Genomic DNA, 23,547 nt, shown 5'->3' on the forward strand with positions numbered 1-23,547 from the left:
CGGCCTCCGGCGCGGCGGCCGGCGCGGGCGCATCGGCCCGCACCTGCTCGCGCTCCCGCTCGCGGGCCCGCAGCCGCTCGGCGGCCTGGGCGGCCCGCACCCGGTCGAGCTTGACCTCGTACCGCTGGCGCTCCAGTCGGCGCAGGTGGCCGATGTAGAAGGTCAGAAGGGCGGCGGGCACGGCGGGCACCCAGATGAAGGCGATGCCCGCGACGGCCGCGACCACCGCGCCGAGGGCGAAGGCGACGAAGAGCAGGGTGACCATGCGTCGCCGGCGGGCGAGCAGCCGGGCTCGGCGCTGCGCGGTCGGGCGGTGCACCGGCCGGTCCGCGGGCAGCTCGGCGCCGGAGACCTGGATCTCGGGGACGTCCGGGGTGTCCTCGGGCTCGGCGGCCGGCGGCTCCGGTTCGTCCGGGGTGCCGTCGGCGGCCGCGGGCACGCCGGAGGCTGAGGCGTCGCCGGGGGCGCCGTCCTCGGCCGGGGCGGGTCGGTCGCCGTCGGACTCGTCGGTGAGGGACCTCGATGCGCGCCGCTCCAGCGCCGACCGGCCGGCCAGCAGGCGGATCGCGGTACTGAAGCGTTCCGTCGGACGCGACTCGTTGAGCTCGTCCTGCCTGCGGAGCCACATCGGCACCAGATAGGCGGCCCAGGCTCCCACGATGACCGCGTAGATAAGGCCGCTACTGCTCACGATTCACACGGTACGGGGGCGCGGTGAGGCCTGGCAGCAATTTGGCGCGGCGTGTCGTGTGATCAAGCTGATTCTCCGACTATTTTGCCGGTGTTTGCCACCACTCGACCCGGGGTCCGATGCCGGATCGATATCTATTTCGAACAAATATTCAATTCATTCAGGAGCGCCCGCTCCTGACGGCACGCCAGCGCGCCAGCATGCCCTCCGGCACCTCCTCGACGGTCAGCGCGTAGACCAGGTGGTCGCGCCAGTCGCCGTCGATGTGCAGATACCGCGGGCGCATTCCCTCCTCGCGGAAGCCGAGTTTCTCGACCACCCGGCGGCTCGGCCGGTTCTCCGGCCGAATGCACACCTCGATCCGGTGCAGTCCGAGCGTGCGGAAACAGTGGTCGACCGAGAGCGCGACGGCCGTCGGCATGATGCCGAGGCCCGCCACGTCCTCGTCGATCCAGTAGCCGACGTTGGCGGAGCACATCGATCCCCAGGTGATGCCGCCGACGGTGAGCTGGCCGACCAGCCGGCCCCGGTGCAGCACCACGAAGGGCAGCATCCGCCCGGCCGCCGCCTCCCCGCGCAGATAGCGGACCATCTGCCGGTAGCTCGGCCGGGCCACGCCGCCGCGACCCGCCGGCGGCGGGGGCACGGTCGCCTCCCAGCGCCGCAGCCAGTCCCGGTTGCGGCGGCTGACCTCCTGCCAGGCGCGCTGGTCGCGGACCCGGATCGGGCGGAGCGTCACGTCGCCCTCGGTCAGCTCGACCGGCCAGCCGGCGCTCAGCTCGTGCTCCGGGCGGTGCTGTCCGGCCGCGGGTGGTCGCCGCCGCGGAGCTGGTCGACCGCGTGGGCGAGCAGCGGTTCGAGGACGGCCAGGCCGTCCTTCACGCCGCCGGTGGAGCCGGGCAGGTTGACGATCAGGGTGCGACCGGCGAGGCCGGCGAGGCCGCGGGAGAGCGCCGCGGTGGGCACCTTGTCGCGGCCGTGCGCGCGGATCGCCTCGGCGATGCCGGGAATCTGCCGGTCGATCACCCGGGCGGTCGCCTCGGGGGTGAGGTCCATGGGCGAGATGCCGGTGCCGCCGGTGGTGAGGACGACGTCGTAGCCAGCCTCGACGGCCTCCCGGAGCACCGCCTCGACGGGGTCGCCGTCCGGCACCACCCGCGGGCCGTCCACGGCGAAGCCCATCCGGCCGAGGCCCTCGACGAGCAGCGGACCGCCCTTGTCCTCGTACACGCCGGCGGAGGCGCGGTTGGAGACGGTGACGGCGAGCGCGCGCCCGGCGGGGGCGGTCACCGGGCGCCCCCGCGGGCCCAGTCGCCGCTCTTGCCGCCGGTCTTGGTGAGCACCCGGACGTCGGTGATCGCGGCGGCCTTGTCGACCGCCTTCACCATGTCGACCACGGTCAGTCCGGCGACGGCGACGGCGGTGAGCGCCTCCATCTCGACGCCGGTGCGGTCGGCCGTCCGCACGGTGGCGGTGATCTCGACGGCGTCGTCGGTGACGGCCAGGTCGACGGTGACGCCGGAGATGGCGATCGGGTGGCAGAGCGGGATCAGGTCCGGGGTCCTCTTGGCGCCCATGATCCCGGCGATCCGGGCGACCGCGAGGGCGTCTCCCTTGGGGACACCCTCGCCGCGGAGCAGTTCGACCACCCGCGGGGCGACGACGACCCGCCCGGCGGCGACCGCGGTGCGGACGGTGGTGGCCTTCTCGGAGACGTCCACCATGCGGGCGGCGCCGGTGTCGTCGACGTGCGTGAGGCGGTCGCCGGGGGGTGTCTCGGTCACGGGGGCTCCAGTGGCGCGGGTCGAATACCGCGCTACCGTACAACCCCCGTGCGGTCAGTCCGTGAGAAGGACCACGTCGACGCGGCTGCCGGCCGGCAGCACGGTGGTCTCCTCCGGCACGGCGATCAGGCAGTCGGCGTGCGCGAGGGCGCCGACCAGGTGCGACGAGGCGCCGCCGACCGGGGTGACGGTGCCGTCGCCGCCGTACCGGCCGCGCAGGAACTGCCGGCGCCCGGCGGGCGAGGTGAGGTCCGCGGTGCAGACCGCGGGGACGACCGGCCGGTGCACGTCGGGGGCGCCGAGCATGGTGCGGATCAGCGGCCGGACGAACAGCTCGAAGGAGATGTACGAGCTGACCGGGTTGCCGGGCAGGGCGAGCAGCGGGACACCGTCCGCGCCGAGCCGGCCGAACCCCTGCGGCTTGCCGGGCTGCATCCGCAGCCGGCGGAAGTCGACCCCGCCGAGGTCCTCGCCGCCGTGCAGCGGCTGGAGGGCCTCCTTGACCACGTCGTAGGCGCCGACGCTGACGCCGCCGCTGGTGACGATCAGGTCGGCGTCGGCGAGCTGCTCCTGCAGCACCCGGCGGAGCACGGCCGGGTCGTCGGGCACGCCGCCGATCCGGACGGCCTCGGCGCCGGCGGCGCGGGCTGCGGCGGCGAGGGTGAAGCTGTTGGAGTCGCTGATCCGGCCCGGACCGATCGGCTCGCCGGGCTGGACGAGCTCGCTGCCGGTGGAGAGCACCGCGACCCGCGGGCGGCGGCGGACGGTGACGGTGGCGCGGCCGATCGCGGCGAGCAGGCCGAGCTGGGCGGGGCCGAGCACGGTGCCGGCGGTGAGAACGGTGCTGCCGGCGGTGACGTCGCTGCCGCGGCGCCGGATGTGGGCGCCGGCGGCGACCGGGCGGAGCACCTGGACGGTCTCGTGGACGGTCTCGTCGGCGGCGGCCGCGGTCATCGCGTCGGCGGGTTCGCCGGTGCCGCTGCCGCCGTCGGTCCACTCGACCGGGGCGACGGCGTCGGCGCCGGGCGGCACCGGTGCGCCGGTCATGATCCGGGCGGCCTGCCCGGGCCCGACCTCGGGGAGTTCGGCGGCGCCGGCCGCGATGTCGCCGACCACGGCGAGGGCGACCGGCGCGGCGTCCGCCGACCGCAGTGCGTAGCCGTCCATCGAGCTGTTGTCGAAGGGCGGCAGGTCGACGGCGGCGGTGACGTCGGCGGCGAGCGGGCGGCCCAGGGCGTCCAGCAGGTCGACCTCGACCGCGGGCAGCGGGGCGGCGGCGGTCAGGACGTCGGCGAGGTGCTCGTCGACGGTCCACGTCCGGGGGGCGGCCGGGGCCCCGGCGTCCTCGCAGCAGGGGTCGTTGCTGCCGTGCGCGGGGCCCGCGGTCATCGCCTCACTCGCCTTCGTGATGGGTCAGCTGTGCATCTCGGTGGCGACGAACTGCCGGAGCCAGTCCCGGAACTCAGGGCCGAGGTCCTCGCGCTCGCACGCCAGTCGGACGATAGCGCGAAGGTAGTCGGCGCGGTCGCCGGTGTCGTAGCGGCGGCCCTTGAACAGCACGCCGTGGACGGGGCCGCCGCCGGTCTCGTCGCGGCCGGCGAGCTCGCGCAGCGCGTCGGTCAGCTGGATCTCGCCGCCGCGGCCGGGCGGGGTCTTGCTGAGCACCTCGAAGACGGCGGGGTCGAGGATGTAGCGGCCGATCACCGCGTAGTTGGACGGGGCGTCCTCGGTGTCGGGCTTCTCGACCAGGTCGGTGATCCGGAAGACGTCGTCGCCGAAGCCGTTCGGCTTGACGGCGGCACAGCCGTAGAGGTGGATCTGCGAGGGGTCGACCTCCATGAGGGCGACGACCGAGCCGCCGAGCTCCTGCTGGACCTCGATCATGCGGGAGAGCAGCGGGTCGCGCGGGTCGATCAGGTCGTCGCCGAGGAGGACGGCGAAGGGCTGGCCGGCGACGTGCTGCTCCGCGACGAGGACGGCGTGGCCGAGACCCTTGGGGTCGCCCTGCCGGACGTAGTGCATGTTGGCGAGCTGCACGGACTCCTGGACGCGGCGCAGCCGGTCGTGGTCGCCCTTGCGGGTGAGCAGCTCCTCCAGCTCGTAGGCCCGGTCGAAGTGGTCCTCGAGCGCGCGCTTGTTGCGGCCGGTCACCATCAGTATGTCGGACAGGCCGGCGGCGGCGGCCTCCTCGACGACGTACTGGATGGCCGGCTTGTCGACCACCGGCAGCATCTCCTTGGGCGTCGCCTTGGTCGCCGGGAGGAAGCGGGTCCCCAGACCGGCGGCGGGCACCACGGCCTTGGTGACGGGGGTGCGGGCGTGCGTCTTCGTCATGCGTCGACCTTACTGAGGCGTTTCAGCGCCCTGTGAGAGCGAGGTGAGTCGGGTGTTAAACCCCGTCCCGAGCAGCGGCCGTGGCGGCAGCGGTGCGGGCGTGGCCGACGGAGGTGAGGGTGGCCTCGGTGCCGGTACAGGCGGACAGACTACCCGCCTTTCCCACGGCCCCCGTCGGCCCGTCGGACCTCCGGCCGGGCTGCACCGCAGGTACGGGCGCGGGGCCCGCCGCGGGGACGGTCTCCACCGGGGCGCCGCGCCAGCAGTCGCCGCCCGCCTGGCGGGCCTCGGCGAGGGCCCGGTCGGCGGCCCTCAGCAGCAGGGCGGCGTGGGATCCGTCGCGTGGCAGGACGGCGATGCCGACCGCGGCGGTGAGGCCGTTGCCGCGGGCGGCGGGGGCCTCGGCGGGGCCGGCCGGGCGGGGCTCGGCGCCGCTGGCGGACCAGTCCAGCAGCCGGTGCCGGCGGACGGTCCAGACGAGCCGTTCGGCGACCTGGGCCGCGCCCTCGGCGCCGGTGTCGGGCAGCAGGACGAGGAACTCCTCGCCGCCGTAGCGGCCGAGGGTGTCCGAGCGGCGGATCTCGACGGCGAGGCGCTGGGCGAGGTCGCGCAGCACGGCGCCGGCCCGGCTGCGGCCGTGCTCGGCGACGACCGCGTCGAAGCCGGCGATCTCCAGCATCAGCAGGGCGAGCGGGCGCTTCTCGTCGGCGGCCGCGGCGCGGCGGGCGCGCTCGATCTCCTTGTCCAGGGTGATCTGCAGGTGGCGGTAGTTCCACACCCCGGTGAGCGGGTCGCAGGAGGCGGTGCGCTGCAGTTCGTCGCGCTCCCGGCGGAGCTCGGCGACGGTGCCCTGCAGGGCCGCCTCCCGCTCGGCCGCCGTGGCCGCGGACCGGCGCAGCCGTGCACCGAGCAGCCCGGCGCCGGCCAGGGCGGGGGCGCTCAGCGCGGCGAGTGCCTGGACCAGGAGCGGGGTGGACATGTGGCGCCTTCCGCATGTCAGGCTCGGGGCACCGATCGGTGCCGAGCTGTGGGGACCCATGACTGCCAATCCATTGCACAACGACAAGGCCGCGCTGAGGTCACGCCTGCTCGCAGGACGCCGCGCGCTGTCACCCGCTCGGCGGGCAGCGGCGGCCGAGGAGCTGGCCGCGCACGCCTCTGCGCTGGCCGAACCGGGCTGGACGGTGGCGGCGTACGTGTCGGTCGGCGGCGAGCCGGGCACCGGCCCGCTGCTGGACGCGCTGGCGGCCCGCGGGGTGCGGGTGCTGCTGCCGGTGCTGCTGGCCGACAACGACCTGGACTGGGCCCCGTACGCGGGGCGGGAGGCGCTCGCCCCGGCGTCCCGGGGCCTGCTGGAGCCGACCGGGCCGCGGCTGGGGCCGGAGGCGGTGTGCGGGGCCCGGCTGGTGCTGTTGCCGGGGCTGGCGGTGGACCGCCGGGGGGTGCGGCTGGGCCGCGGCGGCGGCAGCTACGACCGGGTGCTGGCCCGGCTGGCCGCGGCGGGCGCGGAGCCGCTGCTGGCGACTCTGCTGTACGAGGAGGAACTGCTGCCCGAGGTGCCGGGCGAGCCCCACGACCTGCCGGTGGACGCGGTGGTGACACCGTCGGGGGTGCACCGCTTCCGCGGGGGCGCCGCCGGCTGAGCGGCGGCGCCCCCGCGGCGGGTCAGCCGTTGGTGAGCGTCATGGTGTGCGCGGTCGCCTTGGTGACGGCGTCCGGCGAGTACGCCCAGGGCAGCAGTTCGCCCTTGGCCCACAGCTCGGTCTGGTCGTTGTAGTTGCTGTGGAAGGCGTGGCCGGAGGCGCCGCCGACGTTGATCCAGCGCGAGGCGTCGAAGTCGGAGAGGTCGACGACCATCCGCATGGAGGGGATCCAGTCCACCTGGTAGCCGGCGGCGGCGTTCCAGCCCGCGGCGTTCACCGCGGCGCTGCCGCCGGAGAGGCGGTAGGGGCCGCGGTTGAGCAGTCGGTGGACGAAGCCGGAGCCGATCGAGGAGTCGTCGCTGCCGAGCGTCGTCTCCTTGAGCGTCAGGGTGTGCAGGCGGCCCCAGCTCCAGGTGGAGATGGACTTGCCCAGGTAGGCGGTGAGGTCCTGGCGGGCGTTCTTCATCGCCTGGGCGAGCAGGTTGTTCAGGCCGTGCTGCGGCAGGTGGTTGGAGTCGATGTAGTTCCACCAGGTGCTGTCCGGCTTCGTCAGCTGGGTGCGGACGACCTCCGTCCAGCGGTCGCCGCCGTCCGGCTGGGCCTGGTCGGGCTTGCGGGTGCCGCACTCGGTGACGGGCTTCACCTCGCCGTTGACCGCGTCGTCGGGCAGCGTCGAGTTGGACTTCTGACGGACGAGCAGGCAGTCGCCCTCGGCGCGCAGCGAGGCCGGCAGCTTCTGCCCGAAGGCGAGGGTGAGCAGCGCCCGCCAGACGCCGTTGTAGTAGGCGGCGGCTGCGGAGTCGGCGTCCTGGTGGTAGTTCCAGTCCTTGAGCAGGTCCTGGGCCTCGCGGACGTACGGGTCGGTGATCTTCACCTTGAGCAGCAGCGGGACGAGGGTCCTGGCCATCACACTGGTGTTGTCGAGCTGCATGGCCTGCATGTCGTCGGGCGAGATCTTCCCGCCGTTCTTCAGCCGGCCCTCGATCTGGTCGGTGATCTCCTTGGCGCGGGTGCCGTACTCCCAGTCGGTGGTGATCGAGTAGGGGTAGGCGCTGTCGACCACGGCCTGGTTGGCGGTGACGATGTAGCCGGAGGCCGGGTTGTAGCTGTAGGGCAGCGACTTGAAGGGGACCGGGTCCTTCTTCCAGTCGTAGGCCGAGTCCCAGCCCGGGGCGGGGTAGCGGCCGTCGCCCTTGCCGCGGACGGGGATGGTGCCCGGCGTCTGGTAGCCGATGTTGTTCTCGGTGTCGGCGTAGATCAGGTTCTGAGCGGGGACGGCGAAGTCGGCGGCGGCCTTCTGGAAGCCCTTCCAGTCGGCGGCGGTGTCGAGCTCGAAGACGGCGTCCATCGTCCTGCCCGGCGTCAGGGCCGTCCACTGCAGGGCGACGCCGTAGCCGCTGGCGCGGTCCGGGGCGGCGTTGCCGGCCGGGGCGTAGGTGCCGACGTTCTGCTGCTCGGAGGACTGGTCGGAGATCAGCGGACCGTTGACGGTGGTGCGGACGGTGATGGTGCGGTCCTCGCCGCCGGCAACCTTGATCGTCTCCTTGCGGGTCTGGAACTTCACCTCCTTGCCGTCGCGGAGGTAGGTGTCGGGGCCGGTGACCTTCTCCAGGTAGAGGTCGGTCACGTCGGCGCCGAGGTTGGTGAAGCCCCAGGAGATCTTCTTGTTGTGGCCGATGACCACGCCGGGGGTGCCGGCGAAGGTGAAGCCGGCGACGTCGAAGCCGCACTTGGGGCCGACGGTGCGGCAGTGCAGGCCCATCTGGTACCAGACGGACGGCATGCCGGGGCCGAGGTGCGGGTCGTTGGCGAGCAGCGGCTTGCCGGTGGTGGTGTGGCTGCCGGAGACGACCCAGGAGTTGGACCCGATGCCCTGGCCCTGCGGGCCGAGCAACTGCGGTACGGCGGCCATCGTGTCGGAGAGGCCCTTGAGCACGGCCTGGGTTGCGGCCCGGCCCTGCGTGGTGCCGGTGCCCGCCGCCCCGGTGGCGGTGGCGCCGGTGGCGGTGGCGGTGCTGCCGTCGGCGGGCTTGTAGCTGCCGTCGGGGGCGACCTTGCCGGTCTTGACGATGGTGCCGTTCCGGTCGTACGGGTAGGCCGGGTACAGCTGGTCGATCTCGTCCTGCTGGAAGTTCTGCCCCAGCAGCGCGCGGTCGATCTCCTCCTGCCGGTTGCCGGAGAGGTTCCAGGCCATCGCCTTGAGCCAGGCGACCGAGTCGACCGGGGTCCACTCCTCGGGCTTGTAGTTGCCGTTCACGGCGCCGAGCAGGGCGTACTCGAGGGAGGCGCCGGCCCCGCCGGGGTGCTCGGCGAGCCAGGCGTTCACGCCGTCCGCGTAGGCCTGCAGGTACTTCTTGGTCTCGGCGGACAGGACGGTGTCGTACTCCTGCTGCGCGACCCGGCGCCAGCCCATGGTCCGCAGGAAGGCGTCGGTCTCCACCTGGCCGGACCCGAACATCTCGGACAGCCGCCCGGCGGTGATGTGCCGTCGGACGTCCATCTCCCAGAAGCGGTCCTGCGCCTGGACGTAGCCCTGGGCGCGGAAGAGGTCCTCGGAGGTGTCGGCGTAGAGCTGCGGCACGCCCTTGTCGTCGCGTTTCACGTCGACCGGGGCGCTCAGGCCGGACACCCGGACGGTACCGGTCAGCTCGGGGAAGGAGGCGCGCACGGTGTGGACCGCCCAGTAACCGCTCCCGCCCAGCCCGACGATCAGCAGCACGACCAGCACGATCACGATCAGACGGGCGCGCCGGAACTTCTTCGAGCGGGGCATCTGGGTCCTTGACTGGGGGACGTGGCGGCGGTGACAGCTCACCACATTAGGTCGGCTCAGGTGGCGGACGTGCACCGGGGACGCCCACGGTTGGATCAGAGGGGACGATACCCCGGAGGGATGACCGGAAGGGAAGGCCGAGGGGCCTCGATCAAAGATCAAGTAAAATGTTAGACTGAGTAACGACTCATCAGCCCCTCCTGCCGCAGAGGTGCCCCTGCGTGACCGTCGACCACCTGAACGCGTTCCTGCTCGAGTTCTCCGTGATCCTCCTGGTCGCGGTGGTCGCCGTGCGCATCTCCACCCGCTCCGGGCTGCCCAGCCTCCTCGTCTACCTCGGCATCGGCATCGCCCTCGGGCACAACGGCCTCGGCCTCGCCTTCGACAACGTCGCGCTCGCGCAGGTCCTCGGCTACGCGGCCCTGGTGGTGATCCTCGCCGAGGGCGGGCTGAAGACCAGCTGGCGGGCGATCCGGCCGGTCGTGCCGGCCGCCGCCGTCCTCGCCACGGTGGGCGTCGCGGTCAGCGTCTTCGTCACCGCCGCCGGCGCGCACTGGCTGGTCGGCCTGGACTGGCGCACCGCGCTGCTGCTCGGCGCGATCGTCTCCTCCACCGACGCCGCCGCGGTCTTCTCCGTCCTGCGCACCGTGCCGCTGCCGCGCCGGCTGACCGGCCTGCTGGAGGCCGAGTCCGGCTGCAACGACGCCCCGGTGGTCATCCTGGTCGTCGCGTTCGCCGCCACCGGACCGCTCGACCCCTGGTACGTGATGGTCGGCACCATCCTCGGCGAGCTCGCCGTGGGCGCAGCGGTCGGCTTCGCGGTCGGCCGGATCGGCGCCTGGGCGGTCAAGCACGTCGCCCTGCCCTCCTCCGGCCTCTACCCGATCGCGGTGATGGCCCTGACGGTGCTGGCCTACGCGGGCGGCGCGCTGCTGCACGGCTCGGGCTTCCTCGCCGTCTACATCGCCGCGGTGGTCCTGGGGAACTCCAAGCTGCCGCACGGCCCGGCCGTCCGCGGCTTCGCCGACGGACTCGCCTGGATCGGCCAGATCGGCATGTTCGTCGTGCTCGGCCTGCTGGTCACGCCCAGCGAGATGGGTTCGGCGATCGCCCCGGCCCTGGTCTGCGGCGCCGTGCTGGTCTTCCTGGCCCGGCCCTCCTCGGTGCTGCTCTCGCTCACGCCCTTCCGGCTGCCCTGGCGGGAGCAGGCCCTGCTCAGCTGGGCCGGGCTGCGCGGGGCGGTGCCCATCGTGCTCGCCACCATCCCGATGGTGGCGGCGGCACCCCGGGCCCAGGAGGTCTTCAACATCGTCTTCGTGCTGGTCGTGGTCTTCACCCTGCTGCAGGGCCCGACCCTGCCGCCGGTCGCCCGCGCGCTGCGGATCGGCGAGGGCGACCTCGGGCAGGACCTCGGCATCGAGTCCGCGCCGCTGGAGAAGCTGCACGGCCACCTGCTCTCCGTCTCGCTCGCCCCGGATTCGAGGATGTCCGGCGTCGAGGTGGGCGAGCTGCGGCTGCCCAAGGGCGCCGCGGTCACGCTGGTCGTCCGGGAGGGCAGCAGCTTCGTGCCGGAACGCACCACGATCCTGCGGGCAGGCGACGAACTGCTGGTCGTCACCACCGAGGAGGTCGGCGAGGCGGCCGAGCGCCGGTTGCGCGCCGTCGACCGGGGCGGCAAGCTGGCGGGCTGGCTGCGCGACCGCTGAGGCCCGGCTGCCGAGAAACGGCACGGCCGCCCGGGCCGCGAATGTGACCTGCCTTGCATCGACAGCCCGACGCCGCCCGGCTGCCATATAATCGATAGATACGGAAGAGCTACACCTAGAAAACCCGCAACATCTGCCTGATGCAGAGTTGGCGCGACCGCTCGGCGGCCGCGGTCCGCAGCACCCTGCCTGACGCCGGCACCCGCACCACCCCACAGCCGGCAGGACCCGGTATCTACCCCGGTCGACGCGCGAGAGGACGACTCTCGGCGCCGTCGGGGCCCACCCGTTCCCCGGCGCGCTACCAGGCAGCAGGAAGGACCGACCGTGACGGCCCGCCGAACGGTCGACGACACCCTGTCCCCCGGCACGCCCGCGTCTGCCGACGCCCGTGCCGACGCCGCACCCGCCCGGGTCGGATACGCGGCACTGCTGCGGACCCCCGGCGCCTGGACGTTCCTGGTCCCCGCCTTCGCCGCCCGGCTGCCCTACGCCATGCTGAGCCTGGGCATCGTGCTGCTCGTCCTGGACACCCACGGCTCGTACGGCACCGCCGGTGCGGTCGCGGCCGTCTCCGCCGTCGCCCAGGCCGTCATCGGCCCGCAGACCGGCCGGCTGGCCGACCGCTACGGCCAGGCGGCCGTGCTGCTGCCCAGCGTCGCCGTGCACGCCGTGTCGGTGGCCGCGCTGATCGGCCTGGCGCTGGGCCACGCCCCGGTCTGGGCGCTGTTCGCCGCCGCCGCCCCCGCGGGCGCCTCGGTACCGCAGATCGGCGCCATGGTCCGGGCCCGCTGGGTCGCCCGGCTGTCGGACTCCCCGGCCACCCTGAACACCGCGTTCGCCTTCGAGTCGGTCACCGACGAGTTCACCTTCGTGGTCGGCCCGGTGCTGGCAACCGCCATCGCCACCACCGTCACCCCCTCCGCCGCGCTGATCGCCGAGGCCGCGCTGACGGTCGCCGGCGGCCTCGCCTTCGCCGCCCAGCGCCGCACCGCCCCGGCCCGCCACCCGCGGACCGTCGACGGCCGCGGGCCGTCCGCGCTGTCCTCGCCCGGCGTCCGGCTGCTGGCCGGTGCCTTCCTCGGGGTCGGCACCGTCTTCGGCGCCATGCAGGTCTCGGTGACCGCCTTCGCCGAGTCGGTCGGCAGCGGCGGCGCCAGCGGCACCGTGTACGGCATCTTCGCCGGCGGCTCGATGCTCGCCGGTGTGCTCTACGGACTGGTCGCCTGGCGCCGCTCGGCACGGAGCCGGATGCTCGGCTGCTACGCCCTGCTGCTGCTCGGCTGCTCGACCCTCTGGGCGATGCCGAACCTCACCGCGCTCTCCGTCGCCGGCCTCTTCTGCGGTCTGGCCATCGCGCCGACCCTGATCACCGGCTACACCCTGGTCGAGACGCTCGTCGCGGACGGTGCCAAGACCGAGGCCTTCACCTGGCTGACCGGCGCCATCGGTCTCGGCCTCGCGGCCGGCTCCACCGTCGCGGGCCAGCTCATCGACGCGGGCGGGCCGTCCACGGGCTTCCTGGTGCCGGTGATCGGCGCGGGCCTCGGCCTGGTCGCCCTGGTCGCCCTGCGGGGGCTGCTGGTCGCTCCGCGGGACGCCGCCGTAGCCGGCGCGGTCCTCTCCCCCGCCGGCTCGCGGGCCGCGGACGAGGCTGTCCGGGCGGGCGCGCCGGCCCCCGCCGGCACGGAGCCCCGGGCCTCCGACGGCACCGGTCCGCGGCAGCTCGTGGGTGCGGGGACGGGGCGCTGAGGCCCGGGTCCGGCGGCCCGGACCCATCTCACACCCGGCATCGCTGGACTGTTCCAGCGGAATACCGCATCATTGACGATCGTTAGCACTCATCAGGCGAGAGTGCCAGGAGGAAGCAAGTGCCCACGTACCAGTACCAGTGCACCGAGTGCGGCAACGGCCTGGAGGCGGTGCAGAAGTTCACCGACGAGGCGCTGACCACGTGCCCCGACTGCCAGGGGAAGCTCCGCAAGGTCTTCTCGGCCGTGGGTGTCGTGTTCAAGGGCTCGGGCTTCTACCGCACCGACAGCCGCTCCTCCTCCAGCAGCTCGGTGAGCTCGGGGTCGTCCGCGGCCTCGTCGTCCACCGGCTCGACGGCCTCCGCGCCGGCTGCCGCGTCCTCCGGCTCGACGGCCTCGGCGTCAGCCGCGAGCTGAGTCCCGCGAGCTGAGTCTTCGCACCGGGCTCCTGTGCGTGCGCCCGCCGGCGCCTGTTCGCATTCTTCGGCGCTCGTCCACGTCCGGGTGCGCGTCCGGGCGTGCCCGCCCGTTCGGGGCTTTCCGGCCGACCCGGTCCGTCCCGGGATCGGGTCATCGTGCGGCGGATCTGCGCGGCGCGGACCGCTGATTCCGCCGTTCGGGTGACACGGATTTTCCACAGCCCGGAGTTGTCCACAGGAAATCGGTAGTCGATTCCCGGTGTGCCGGGGCCGGCGCATTCTGCTGTCCGCGGGCCCGGCCGGGTCCGCGGACCGCCGACCGAAGGCCGCCGACACCGTGACCTCCCACCTCGCTCCGCCGCCGCCGTGCTCCGTACCGCCCCGCCGGAGTGTGCCCGACTTCCCGCCCATCCGCCGAGGCTCCGGCGGACGCCACCGACTGCAGCAGGCGGTGCGCCACCGTCCGGGTGTGTTGGCCGCCGGGCTCCTCGCCGCCGCGACCGCCCTCGCGGCCGGGCCCTTCCGTCCCGGCCCGCCACCGGTGGCGGCCGCGTCTGCGACGTCCCCCGAGCCGGGGGCCGCACCCCGCTGCACGGGCACCGCCCCGCCGGCGCACTGATCGGCGGCCCCCGATGGCGAACCGAAAACGGCGTGCCGAATTCCTGCGACGCCGACCCCCTGTGGTGTCGTTGCGGGATGAAGGGTTTCAAGGAATTCCTGCTCCGCGGAAACGTGGTCGATCTCGCGGTTGCCGTGGTGATCGGCGCAGCCTTCACGAACATCATCAATGCGTTCGCGAAAGGCGTCATCAATCCGATCATCGGCCTTTTCGGCACCAAGGACCTGGCGTCCTACCGGTCCTGCTTGAAGGGCCCGTGCACGCTCGCCCCGGACGGGTCGGTCTCCTCCGGCATCCTCATCCTGTGGGGCGAGGTGCTCAGTGCCGTGGTGCAGTTCCTGATCACGGCCGCGGTGGTCTACTTCGTCTTCATCCTGCCGATGCTGCACTTCATGGCGAAGCGGAAGACCGCGGAGGAGGAGGTCCTGGAGGCGGAGGAGAAGGAGGTCCTCCTGCTCACCGAGATCCGCGATGCCCTCGTGCGTCGGGGCTGACCGGCAGCGTGGCCGCCGGACGGCACCCGAAGGGGCGGGGCCTAGTCGCCGTGGTGCGGCGGTCGCTGGCTCAGGTACCAGTCGAGCCCGCGACCCCCACCGCCGCCGGGGCGCTCGCCCCAGCCGGCGTCGGTGTCGTCGGCGGTCTGCCGGTCCAGCGGGTCGCCGAACACCAGCCGCCCCGTGGAGGCCCCCCACCGCCCCGGTTCCCGGCCCGGCTTCTCGTCCGGCTCCACGCCCGGCCGGCCGTCCGGTCCGTCGGTCTGCTCGCCCATCGTCCTGCCTCCAGCTCTCTTCTCGACCAGCCTAGGTGCTGCCGGACGGCCGCGGGCCCCGGCCCGGGACACTGCCCGGAACGGGGCCCGCGAACGCCACACCTGCGGTCAGGCCGCCTCGAAGCCCGCGTGGTCGGCGATCTTCTTCAGCTCGGCCAGTGCGTGCTTCTCGATCTGGCGGATCCGCTCACGGGTGAGCCCGTGCTGCTTGCCCACCTCGGTCAGCGTCCGCTCCCGGCCGTCCTCCATGCCGTACCGGGACCGGATGATCGAGGCCGTCCGGTCGTCCAGGCGCCCGATCAGGTCGTCCAGCTCCTCGCGGCGGAGCATCACCATGACGGCGTCCTCCGGCGAGACGGCGCCGGTGTCCTCGACCAGGTCGCCGAACTGGGTCTCGCCCTCGTCGTCGACCGACATGTTCAGGCTGACCGGGTCCCGCGCCCAGTCGAGCACGTCCTTGATCCGCTCCTCGGTGGTGTCCAGCTCGGCCGCGATCTCCGCGGGATCGGCCTCACGGCCCAGCTCCTTGGACTTCTCGCGCTGCACCCGCCGGATCCGGCCGAGCTCCTCCACCAGGTGCACGGGCAGCCTGATGGTGCGCGACTGGTCGGCGATCGACCGGGTGATCGCCTGCCGGATCCACCACGTCGCGTAGGTGGAGAACTTGAAGCCCTTGGCGTAGTCGAACTTCTCGACCGCCCTGACGAGGCCCGCGTTGCCCTCCTGGATGAGGTCCAGCAGGGGCAGGCCGCTGCGCGGGTACCGACGGGCCACCGCGACGACCAACCGGAGGTTGGACCTGATGAAGACGTCCTTGGCGCGCTCCGCGTCCTCGGCTATCGCCTCCAGCTCCTCGCGCGTCACACCCTCGGGCAGAACGCCCTCGTCCAGCAGGTGCTGGGCGTACACGCCGGCCTCGATGCGCAGCGAGAGTTGGACCTCCTCGGCGGCGTCGAGCAGCGGCGTCCTGGCGATCTCGTCGAGGTACATGCCGACGAGGTCGCGGTCGGCCTCAAGGTTGGTCGGCCGGGCCGAGCGAGTCCGGTCGGCCCTGTCGCGAACGACGGCACGAGTGGCCATGCTTGCTCCCTTGCTGGATTGCCGGGTCAGGCGGCGCGGCTCGCGCGGGGCTGCGCTGCTCATACAAGTGCGGGCCTCCTGGAGGCTCACACGTAACGATCCAACGCGCAGAAATGGGACAACATTCCCAACTCACTCAGATTTTCGCGCCTCATGCAGTATCCTGCCGAATTTCATCGCGACGGTCGGCGCTCCGTCACCTCACGCCCACCGTGCGCGACATCCTCGGGCAGCACCGCCTCTTCCAACGAACAACACCTCCCGATCGCACCTTCTCCGCACAAAAGATGCCGAATCGCGATCGCGCCGGGTCCGCTCCGCGCACCGCCACTGGGAAGGTGTCTGCCATGCACCCGTCCGCCGCTCCCGCCGCCCGTCGGCCCGTCGCCCGACACGCCCTGTGGGCGCTCGGTGGCACTCTGCTGTTCGGTGCGCTGCTCGGGCTGGTGGCGGGCGGCTGGGGCCCGCTGGCCCGACTCGACCAGAACTGGGCCGGTGCACTGCACGGCTACGCCCGCCGCCACACCGCGTGGACGGCGTCGATGCAGACCCTGGGCGACATCGACGGGCCGGTCACCATGCGGGTGCTGCTGTTCGGCGCCGCCGCGTGGCTGTGGGCCATCAGGGCACGGACGCTCGCCTCCTGGGCCGCCGTCCAGGGCGCCCTCGGCTGGGTGCTGGCGATCGCCCTCGCGGACGCCGTCGGCCGCGAGCGGCCGCACTTCGCCGACCCGGTCTCGCACGCCGACGGCGCGGCCTTCCCTTCCGGGCACGCGATGGCCTCCGGGATCACCTGCGCCGTGCTGGTGGCCCTGGCCTGGCCGCTGGCCGGACGGGCGGGCCGGATCTGGGCCGCCGGTGCGGCCGCCGTGGCGGTGCTGGCGGTCGGCTGGAGCCGGATCGCGCTGGGCGTCCACTGGCCTAGCGACGTCCTCGCCGGGTGGCTCGCCGCAGCGGCCCTGCTGGGCTGGGCGACGGTCGCCGTGGAGCTGTGGCGCCCCGGCGCCCTGGCCCGGGACTTCCGTCGCGTCGACCGGCGGACCAGGCCCCGCGTGCAGCGCGTCCTCGCCCGCGGCACGCCCCCGGGGGACGAGGACGAGGAGGGGGACGCGGACGGAGGTGTCGAAGGGCCGGCCCCCCGCGGACGGCGCGGCCGACCAGGGCGATCGGCAGGTCGCACCGGCAACGGCCCCGACGACGGGGACGGCGGCGACGGCGAGGACTCCGACGACGACGGGGACGACCGGCCCGTCCCGGACGACGCCGACGACCCGAACGAGCTGGAGGACGCGGACGACCTGGACGACCCCTGTGGCTACGACGCCGCGGACGAGGCCCCTGTCCATCGCCGACACAGCTGACATGCAGTGATAAAGCTCACACGATCGGGCGCCGCCCCCACGGTGAAGGGACGACGATGACGACCGATCACTCCGAACGGATTGCAACCCCCGCCGACATAACCGGACATAGGCGCCCAATCCATCACCCTTCGCGCGGCCGGGCCCTCCCGGCCCCCGATATCCTCCGTGGACGCAGGCCTGCCGCCCGCGACACCGGCCTCCCCAGGGAGTGCCGCGGTTTGGCAGACTGCTCCGGTTGGGTGCACCTGTGCGGAGGCCCCACAGCCCCACCGCCCAGGCACCGAGTGACGGGGATCCGATGACCATGAACACCACGGGTGAGTCCCCCGACTCGTATGCGCACCCGGACCCGCCCACCATGGCCCTGCGCAAGATCCCGCCGCAGCCCCCGGAGGCCGGGCGCTTCGACGCCCCGTCGCAGGGTGCCGGTCCCGGGTACCCGGGCGTCCCCGCCCAGCCGGGCGCACTCCAGCAGCCGGGCGTTCCGCCGCAGGCCCCCGCCACCGTCCCCGCGCAGCGCCAGGGCGAGGGCGAGGCCCCGGCACCCGCCGCGTCGGTCGGCCGCAGCGGGCTGATCATGGCCCTCGGCACGCTCTCCTCCCGCGCCCTCGGCTTCGTCCGCAGCGCGATGATCATCGCCGCGCTCGGCGCGGCGGGGCTCGGCGACTCCTTCAACGTCGCCAACTCGCTGCCGAACGTCGTCTACATGATGCTCATGGGCGGCGTCCTGGCCTCCGTCTTCGTCCCCGAGCTGGTGCACGCCGCGCAGACCCACAAGGACGGCGGCGTCGCCTACACCGACCGGTTGCTCACCCTCTGCGGCGTCATCCTGGTCGTGCTGACGGTGGGCGCCTGGCTGCTGGCCCCGACGATCGTCGACCTCTACTCGAACTTCGACGGCGCGCAGCGCGACCTGACGATCGCCTTCGCCCGGTACTGCCTGCCGCAGATCTTCTTCTACGGCGTCTTCACCCTGCTCGGCCAGGTGCTCAACTCGCGCGACCGCTTCGGCGCGATGATGTGGACGCCGGTGCTGAACAACGTGGTCGCGATCGCCGTCTTCGGCCTCTACATCCTGGTCGGCAACGACGCCGACAGGGCCGAGCAGATGACGACCGGCCAGACCATGCTGCTGGGCCTCGGCAGCACCCTGGGCATCGTCATCCAGGCGGTCGGTCTGCTGCCCTCGCTGCGCTCCTCCGGGTTCCGCTTCCGGCCTCGCTTCGACTGGCGCGGTGCCGGTCTGACCAAGCCGATCCGCGCCGCGAGCTGGGCACTGCTGCTGGTCGTGGTCACCCAGCTCTCCTTCGCCGTGATCAGCCGGCTGAGCACGGGCGCCGGCGTCCGCGCCGCGAAGGAGGGCCTGAAGATGGGCCTCGGCAACTTCGCCTACACCAACGCGTACCAGCTGTTCGTCGTCCCGCAGGGCGTCATCACCATCTCCCTGGTGACGGCACTGCTGCCCGGCATGTCCCGGGCCGCGACCCGGGGCGAGCTGACGAAGATCGGCTCGGACCTGGCCGGCATGCTGCGCTCCTCGGCCGCGATGATCATCACGGCCACCGTGCTGTTCATCGCGCTCGCCCCGCAGATCGCCGACATCGCCTACGGGCACGGCAAGGTCACCGCGGCCGACTCGTGGGTGATCGCCCAGACCCTGATCGCCTTCGCGATCGGTCTCCCGGCGTTCTGCGCCCAGTACGCGCTGTCCCGCGGCTTCTACGCGATGGGCGATGCCAGGACCCCGTTCTGGCTGACGGTGGTGTCGACCACGGTCAACTCGGGTCTGTCGGCGCTCGCGTACTGGCTGCTCAGCCCGCGCTGGATCATCATCGGCATGGCCGGTGCGCAGAGCATCGCCTGCCTGGTCGGTGTCGGCCTGACCGGTTGGGCGCTCGGCCGCCGGCTGCGCACACCCGTTCCGGCGGCCGCGGCCCCGACCAGCCCGGACGCGACGATGGTGCTGGGCCTGCGCCGCAACGGCAAGCCGCGCAGCGGTCTCGACGGCGGTTCGGTCATCGCCCTGCACCTGGCCATCACGGCGGCCTGCCTGCCGGGCGCCGCGGCCGCGGTGTGGCTGACCGGCCGGATCGGCGACGCCACCGGCGGCGGTCTGCTGAGCAGCGTCGTGGGCCTGGCCGCCGGTTCGCTGGCCGTCCTGGTCTCGCTGTTCGCCCTGGCTCGGCCGCTCGGCGCAGGTGCGGCGGTGGCCCCGTTCGCCCGCAAGCTCCGCATCCCTTATCCGGAGCCGGCCGTGGCCACGGGCAACGGCAAGCACCGCCGCTGAGCCGCCGTCCGTGATGGCGGGGCCCGGCCTCCGGGCCCGCCCCGCCGCCGGGCGCAGCACCGCCCCGGGCCGCTGACACCCGCCCGCCTCCCGTTCGGAGCAGAACGGTTCGCCCCACCGGGTGGCTGCCCGTTGCGGAGCCCCTTGCCGACCCGTTAGACCGGTGCGGACCCGGTCTGCGGTGGACGGTCCCACCGAGGACCGGCTTCGCGCGCTCTCCGTGCGTCGGCACGCCGGCGGCCTCCCGCCGAGTGCCCCACGGGAGTTCCGGACGGGTCCGGCCCCCACGGCCGGTATCGGGCACGGGAAGGTCCACAGACTCCGTTGACTGCCGCGCACAGCACCGGCCGAGGGCCCGGAGGGGCCGCACACCGCCGGTGGCACCGGCTGCGGGCACCACTGGCGATCACCGCCGCGGTGGCCGCGTCCACCACCGGCCTCGTCCTGCCGGCCGGCGCGGTCACCGCACCGGCCGCGGTCACCGCACCGGCCGCGGCGCGGGAGGCCGGCGTCCTGCAACGGCGGTTCGCCGACGCGGCGGCCGAGTTCGCGGTGCCGCAGAGCATCCTGCTGGCGCTGTCGTACCAGCAGACCCGCTGGGAGTCGCACCACGGCGATCCGAGCACCACCGGCAACTACAACGTGATGGGTCTGACCGAGGTCGACCCCGCCGCAGTGGCCAGGGCCGTCGGAGCCGGTCCGGTCCCCGAGGCGAACGGCCGCGGCGACGGCGCCCCCGCACGCGGGAGCACCCCTCCAGTCCGGGTCGAGGACGGCCCGGCCCTGCACACCCTGGACCGCGCCGCGAAGCTCGTCGGCGTCCCCGCGGACCGGCTGAGGAACGACCCGGCGCAGAGCATCCGGGGCGCGGCCGCGCTGCTGGTGGCGTACCAGCAGGAGGCCGGGAAGCCGCTGTCGGGCGACCCGACGGCCTGGTTCGCGGCGGTCTCCCGGTTCAGCGGTTCCCCCGCCGCGCAGGGCGGGGACGACTTCGCCGGCCGCGTGCTCGGCACCGTCAGGGTCGGCGCCTCGCGGATCACCACGGACGGCCAGCTGGTCACCCTGGCCACGGACCCCGCCGTGGAAACCGGGGCCGTCACCCGAGGCAGGTCCACCGACAGGGGCCCGGCCGGCGGCGTGCCCGCCTCCGGCGTCCCCGGGGCGTCCGACGCGAACGCGATCGGCCCGGTCGAGTGCCCGGTCGGCCTCGGATGCGACTTCCGGCCCGCCGCGTACGCACTGACCGATCCCTCCGACCCGAGCTCCTTCGGCAACTACTCGATCGCCGACCGCCCCGCCGACGGCCAGCGGATCGACCGCATCGTCGTCCACGACACCGAGGGCGGCTTCGCCGGCTCGATCGCGGCCTTCCAGCAGCCGTCCACCCAGGCCAGCGCGCACTACATCGTGCGGTCCTCGGACGGCCACGTCACGCAGTTGGTGAACACCCGGAACGTCGCGTGGCACTCCGGCAACAAGACCGTCAACATGCACAGCATCGGCATCGAGCACGAGGGCTACGCGTTCCCGGCGAACAACGCGACCTGGTACTCGGAGCAGCTGTACCGGTCCTCGGCCGCGCTGACCCGCTACCTGGCGGACCGGTTCGGCGTGCCGCTGGACCGGCAGCACATCGTCGGGCACGACGACGTCCCCGGCCCGCGCCAGCAGGACATCGCCGGCATGCACTGGGACCCGGGCACGTTCTGGGACTGGAACCACTACATGGACCTGGTCGGCGCACCCGTGCGGGCCGGCACCGGCGGTCCGATCCTGGTCGGCGGCACGGTGACGGTCGCCCCACCCTTCGACTCCGGCAACACGCCCCCGGTGGACGGCACCCCGGCCCGCCCCGAGAACTTCGTCTACCTGCGCACCTCGCCGAGCCCCGGCGCGCCGCTGATCGGCGGCGGCACCACCCGGGCCGCCGACTGGAGGGCCAAGGCGGTCTCCGGTACCGGCTACGTCGTCGCGGACCGGCAGGGCGACTGGACGGCGATCTGGTACGGCGGTGTGAAGGGCTGGTTCCTCAATCCGCACGGGCGGAGCGCCACCGCGGACAACCGGGCCGGCCGGACGGTGCTCGTGCCCAGGGCCGGCCGGGCCTCGATCCCGGTGTACGGCCGGGCGTACCCCGAGCGCGACGCCTACCGGCCGTACCCGGCCGTCGCCGCGGTCTTCGACCGGGCCGGTCTCGCGCCGACGCCCTACACCGCGACGATCCCGGCCGGGCAGGGCTACCTCGCGGCGGCGGACCGGCCGGTGCACGGCGCCTACTACTACGCGCAGAACATCGGCGGTGACGCGCCGGACGACCGCACCTTGGTGGTCGGCAGCGACACCTACTACCCGATCCGGTACGACCACCGGCTGGCCTTCCTCAGGTCGACCGACGTCGACGTGGTCACCGCGCCCGCATCCGCGGGCGGCCGCACCGCGTTGGCAGCCGAGCGCCTCCCGGACACCCGTACCGGCGTCACCGCACCGAAGGCCGGGGCCGGCGGCACGGGGCCGCTCGGGGGCACCGGCGGCGACGCCGGTGCCCGTGCGGGGGTCACCGATGTCCCGGCACGTGCCACCGATCGCCGGGAGGCCCGCAAGCCGCGGCGCCGGTGACACTCAGAGAGACCCGGCCGCGCCCTGTGTGAATACGCCACCGGCCCCGCGGCCGTGCTCCGGCTCCGGCTCCGGCTCCGGCTCCGGCTCCGGCTCCGGCTCCGGCTCCGGCTCCGGCTCCGAACGAGTGGACTCGCCGCGGGCGCACCGGCGGAGCGCTCGTCCCGACGGACTTCGGTGGTGATGTTGCCGTCCTAACCCGTGACGGAAGAGGCGCCGTGCGACGCACCCCCTACCGCCGGCTGTTCGCCGCAACGCTGGTCGCGGCGTCCGTACTGGCCTCCATGACAGCTGTGCCCGCCACGACCGTCCACGCCGCGAACGTCGTCGGGTACGACCGGGACGACTGCCCGCCGGGCGGTCTCGGACCGGAGCTGACCGCCCGTCTGGACAGCACCGTCGAGGACGTCCGCCGGCAGGCGGGCATCCCGGGTGTCGTCGTCGGACTGTGGATGCCGGGCCGCGGGAGCTACGTCCGTGCGACCGGCGTCGCCGACACCGCCACCGGCCGGCCGATGTCCGCCGACTCGTACGTCCGGATCGGCAGCGAGACCAAGACCTTCACGGTCACGGCACTGCTCGAACTGGTCGACCAGCACCGCGTCGGGCTGGACGACCCGATCTCCGCGTACGTCGGCGGCGTGCCGGACGGCGATCGGATCACGCTGCGTCAGCTCGCCGACATGCGCAGCGGGTTGTTCCCGTACACCGCCGACCCGGACTTCGTCCACGCCCTGCAGACCGACCCGTACCGAAACTTCAGCCCGCAGGAGGTGCTCGCGTACGGGTTCAAGCACGACAACACCTTCGATCCGGGCGAGGAGTTCGAGTACTCCAACACCAACCTCGTCCTGCTCGGTCTGGTGGTCGAGAAGGTCAGCGGGCAGCGGCTCGCCGACTTCGTCCAGCGGCGGGTGCTCCGCCCGGCGCACCTGCGCCACACGCTGCTCCCGCGGGGCGCCGAGTTCCCCGAGCCGCACCCGCGCGGCTACACCGACCAGACGCTGAGCGGCGCGGTCGAGGACGTCACGGACTGGAATCCCAGCTGGGCCTGGGCGGCCGGGGCGATGATCTCCGACCTGCAGGACCTGCGCCGCTGGGCCGAGGTCGTCGCCACCGGAAGGCTGCTCACCCCGCAGACCCAGGCCGAGCGGCTCAAGACCCTGCCGACCGGCTTCCCCGGCACCGGCTACGGCCTCGGCATCTTCGAGACCAACGGCTGGATCGGCCACAACGGCTCGATCCCCGGCTACGAGACGGTGACCGTCTACCTGCCCTCGCAGCGGGCCACACTGGTCATCATGATCAACACCGATGTCGGCAGTCAGGGCCAGGAGCCCTCGACCCTCCTCGCCCGGGCGATCACCGCGGTCGCCACCCCGGACAACGTCTACGACGGCTCCGTCCAGCCCCGCTGAGCCTTCCGTCCGCTCCCGGCAGCCGGAAGGGCCGGCTCAGTGGATGATCCTCGGAGCCAGCCCTTCCGGCTTTCCGTATCGGGGCCGCGGCGGTGCGGGCCGTCAGTGCCGGCGTGCCTTCGTCGGGTGCGGGTGCGGGTGGTACTCGGGGCCCCTCGGCGTGGGGTGAAGACGATAGAGGTGACGCGGTGTCGACGGACACTACCGACGGCCGCAGCCGGACCCGCCGTCGGCGACCGCCACGCCGACGTGTGGAACGGGCCCGAACATGTCCGCCCAGCGGACCGAAAAGG

The 23,547-nt window shown here is 73.5% G+C and carries 19 protein-coding genes; 9 read left to right on the forward strand and 10 right to left on the reverse strand.

Annotated elements, in window-relative coordinates; translation table 11 throughout:
• The 7 genes from glpR to KSNIM_RS16545 all read right to left on the reverse strand — a co-directional run.
• A partial coding sequence (glpR, locus tag KSNIM_RS16515) for a gephyrin-like molybdotransferase receptor GlpR (RefSeq protein ID WP_411543725.1) occupies positions 1–691 on the reverse strand: 691 nt, incomplete at its 3' end.
• 160 nt (positions 692–851) lie between these two features.
• Positions 852–1,469 (reverse strand): GNAT family N-acetyltransferase, encoded by a 618-nt coding sequence (locus tag KSNIM_RS16520; protein ID WP_263107990.1) that lies wholly within the window; start codon positions 1,467–1,469, stop codon positions 852–854.
• Positions 1,466–1,981, reverse strand: a complete 516-nt coding sequence (locus KSNIM_RS16525) for a molybdenum cofactor biosynthesis protein B (protein WP_263103978.1) — start codon at positions 1,979–1,981, stop codon at positions 1,466–1,468. The genes KSNIM_RS16520 and KSNIM_RS16525 overlap by 4 nt, the downstream gene beginning before the upstream one ends.
• On the reverse strand, positions 1,978–2,415 hold the full coding sequence (gene moaC, locus KSNIM_RS16530; RefSeq protein ID WP_263107991.1) for a cyclic pyranopterin monophosphate synthase MoaC: 438 nt from the start codon (positions 2,413–2,415) through the stop codon (positions 1,978–1,980). Before moaC ends, KSNIM_RS16525 begins: the two co-directional genes overlap by 4 nt.
• 114 nt (positions 2,416–2,529) lie before the next feature.
• Complete coding sequence (gene glp / locus KSNIM_RS16535) at positions 2,530–3,864, reverse strand: gephyrin-like molybdotransferase Glp (RefSeq protein WP_263103979.1); 1,335 nt, start codon at positions 3,862–3,864, stop codon at positions 2,530–2,532.
• A gap of 24 nt (positions 3,865–3,888) precedes the next feature.
• Positions 3,889–4,809: a UTP--glucose-1-phosphate uridylyltransferase GalU gene (gene galU / locus KSNIM_RS16540; protein WP_263103980.1), complete on the reverse strand. Its 921-nt coding sequence runs from the start codon at positions 4,807–4,809 to the stop codon at positions 3,889–3,891.
• A 55-nt stretch (positions 4,810–4,864) separates the two neighbouring features.
• The gene (locus KSNIM_RS16545) at positions 4,865–5,788 is read right to left on the reverse strand and encodes a GGDEF domain-containing protein (protein WP_263103981.1); all 924 of its coding nucleotides are present in this window, start codon (positions 5,786–5,788) and stop codon (positions 4,865–4,867) included.
• A gap of 58 nt (positions 5,789–5,846) precedes the next feature.
• Here KSNIM_RS16545 and KSNIM_RS16550 point away from each other — a divergent pair, with 58 nt between their 5' ends.
• Positions 5,847–6,452, forward strand: a complete 606-nt coding sequence (locus tag KSNIM_RS16550; protein ID WP_263103982.1) for a 5-formyltetrahydrofolate cyclo-ligase — start codon at positions 5,847–5,849, stop codon at positions 6,450–6,452.
• A gap of 22 nt (positions 6,453–6,474) precedes the next feature.
• Here the strand turns inward: KSNIM_RS16550 and KSNIM_RS16555 are convergent, their stop codons facing one another.
• Positions 6,475–9,225, reverse strand: coding sequence for a penicillin acylase family protein (locus KSNIM_RS16555; protein ID WP_263103983.1), 2,751 nt, complete (start codon positions 9,223–9,225; stop codon positions 6,475–6,477).
• Positions 9,226–9,446: 221 nt separating this feature from the next.
• Here KSNIM_RS16555 and KSNIM_RS16560 point away from each other — a divergent pair, with 221 nt between their 5' ends.
• The 4 genes from KSNIM_RS16560 to mscL all read left to right on the forward strand — a co-directional run bounded on the left by KSNIM_RS16560 (position 9,447) and on the right by mscL (position 14,214).
• Entirely contained in the window at positions 9,447–10,931 is a 1,485-nt protein-coding gene (locus KSNIM_RS16560) for a potassium/proton antiporter (RefSeq protein ID WP_263103984.1), read from the forward strand.
• Between the two features lie 357 nt (positions 10,932–11,288).
• Positions 11,289–12,683, forward strand: coding sequence for an MFS transporter (locus KSNIM_RS16565; protein WP_263107992.1), 1,395 nt, complete (start codon positions 11,289–11,291; stop codon positions 12,681–12,683).
• Between the two features lie 119 nt (positions 12,684–12,802).
• Positions 12,803–13,099, forward strand: coding sequence for an FmdB family zinc ribbon protein (locus KSNIM_RS16570; protein ID WP_263103985.1), 297 nt, complete (start codon positions 12,803–12,805; stop codon positions 13,097–13,099).
• A 698-nt stretch (positions 13,100–13,797) separates the two neighbouring features.
• Entirely contained in the window at positions 13,798–14,214 is a 417-nt protein-coding gene (gene mscL / locus KSNIM_RS16575; RefSeq protein ID WP_263103986.1) for a large conductance mechanosensitive channel protein MscL, read from the forward strand.
• Between the two features lie 41 nt (positions 14,215–14,255).
• Here the strand turns inward: mscL and KSNIM_RS16580 are convergent, their stop codons facing one another.
• A complete protein-coding gene (locus KSNIM_RS16580) occupies positions 14,256–14,489 on the reverse strand; it encodes a hypothetical protein (protein WP_263103987.1) in 234 nt (77 codons plus the stop codon).
• Between the two features lie 108 nt (positions 14,490–14,597).
• Positions 14,598–15,569 (reverse strand): RNA polymerase sigma factor RpoD/SigA, encoded by a 972-nt coding sequence (locus KSNIM_RS16585; protein WP_411543726.1) that lies wholly within the window; start codon positions 15,567–15,569, stop codon positions 14,598–14,600.
• Between the two features lie 347 nt (positions 15,570–15,916).
• Between KSNIM_RS16585 and KSNIM_RS16590 the strand changes: the two genes are divergently transcribed.
• The 4 genes from KSNIM_RS16590 (at position 15,917) to KSNIM_RS16605 (ending at position 23,254) form a co-directional block, all read left to right on the forward strand.
• Positions 15,917–16,930 carry a phosphatase PAP2 family protein gene (locus KSNIM_RS16590; protein WP_263103988.1) on the forward strand — a complete coding sequence of 338 codons (1,014 nt, stop codon included), beginning with the start codon at positions 15,917–15,919 and terminating at the stop codon, positions 16,928–16,930.
• Between the two features lie 307 nt (positions 16,931–17,237).
• On the forward strand, positions 17,238–19,220 hold the full coding sequence (murJ, locus tag KSNIM_RS16595) for a murein biosynthesis integral membrane protein MurJ (protein WP_263103989.1): 1,983 nt from the start codon (positions 17,238–17,240) through the stop codon (positions 19,218–19,220).
• Positions 19,221–19,637: 417 nt separating this feature from the next.
• Complete coding sequence (locus KSNIM_RS16600) at positions 19,638–21,836, forward strand: N-acetylmuramoyl-L-alanine amidase (protein WP_263103990.1); 2,199 nt, start codon at positions 19,638–19,640, stop codon at positions 21,834–21,836.
• Positions 21,837–22,054: 218 nt separating this feature from the next.
• Entirely contained in the window at positions 22,055–23,254 is a 1,200-nt protein-coding gene (locus KSNIM_RS16605; protein WP_263103991.1) for a serine hydrolase domain-containing protein, read from the forward strand.
• Positions 23,255–23,547: the final 293 nt, after the last annotated feature.

Source organism: Kitasatospora sp. DSM 101779 (genome assembly GCF_025655475.1).
Classification (GTDB): domain Bacteria; phylum Actinomycetota; class Actinomycetes; order Streptomycetales; family Streptomycetaceae; genus Kitasatospora.

Excerpts from the sequence above, each read along its gene's own strand:
- moaC (WP_263107991.1), bottom strand. The coding sequence starts at position 2,415 with ATGGTGGACGTCTCCGAGAAGGCCACCACCGTCCGCACCGCGGTCGCC.
- KSNIM_RS16585 (WP_411543726.1), bottom strand. The coding sequence starts at position 15,569 with ATGGCCACTCGTGCCGTCGTTCGCGACAGGGCCGACCGGACTCGCTCG.
- KSNIM_RS16550 (WP_263103982.1), top strand. The coding sequence starts at position 5,847 with ATGACTGCCAATCCATTGCACAACGACAAGGCCGCGCTGAGGTCACGC.
- galU (WP_263103980.1), bottom strand. The coding sequence starts at position 4,809 with ATGACGAAGACGCACGCCCGCACCCCCGTCACCAAGGCCGTGGTGCCC.
- glp (WP_263103979.1), bottom strand. The coding sequence starts at position 3,864 with ATGACCGCGGGCCCCGCGCACGGCAGCAACGACCCCTGCTGCGAGGAC.
- murJ (WP_263103989.1), top strand. The coding sequence starts at position 17,238 with ATGAACACCACGGGTGAGTCCCCCGACTCGTATGCGCACCCGGACCCG.
- mscL (WP_263103986.1), top strand. The coding sequence starts at position 13,798 with ATGAAGGGTTTCAAGGAATTCCTGCTCCGCGGAAACGTGGTCGATCTC.
- KSNIM_RS16590 (WP_263103988.1), top strand. The coding sequence starts at position 15,917 with ATGCACCCGTCCGCCGCTCCCGCCGCCCGTCGGCCCGTCGCCCGACAC.
- KSNIM_RS16545 (WP_263103981.1), bottom strand. The coding sequence starts at position 5,788 with ATGTCCACCCCGCTCCTGGTCCAGGCACTCGCCGCGCTGAGCGCCCCC.
- KSNIM_RS16555 (WP_263103983.1), bottom strand. The coding sequence starts at position 9,225 with ATGCCCCGCTCGAAGAAGTTCCGGCGCGCCCGTCTGATCGTGATCGTG.
- KSNIM_RS16580 (WP_263103987.1), bottom strand. The coding sequence starts at position 14,489 with ATGGGCGAGCAGACCGACGGACCGGACGGCCGGCCGGGCGTGGAGCCG.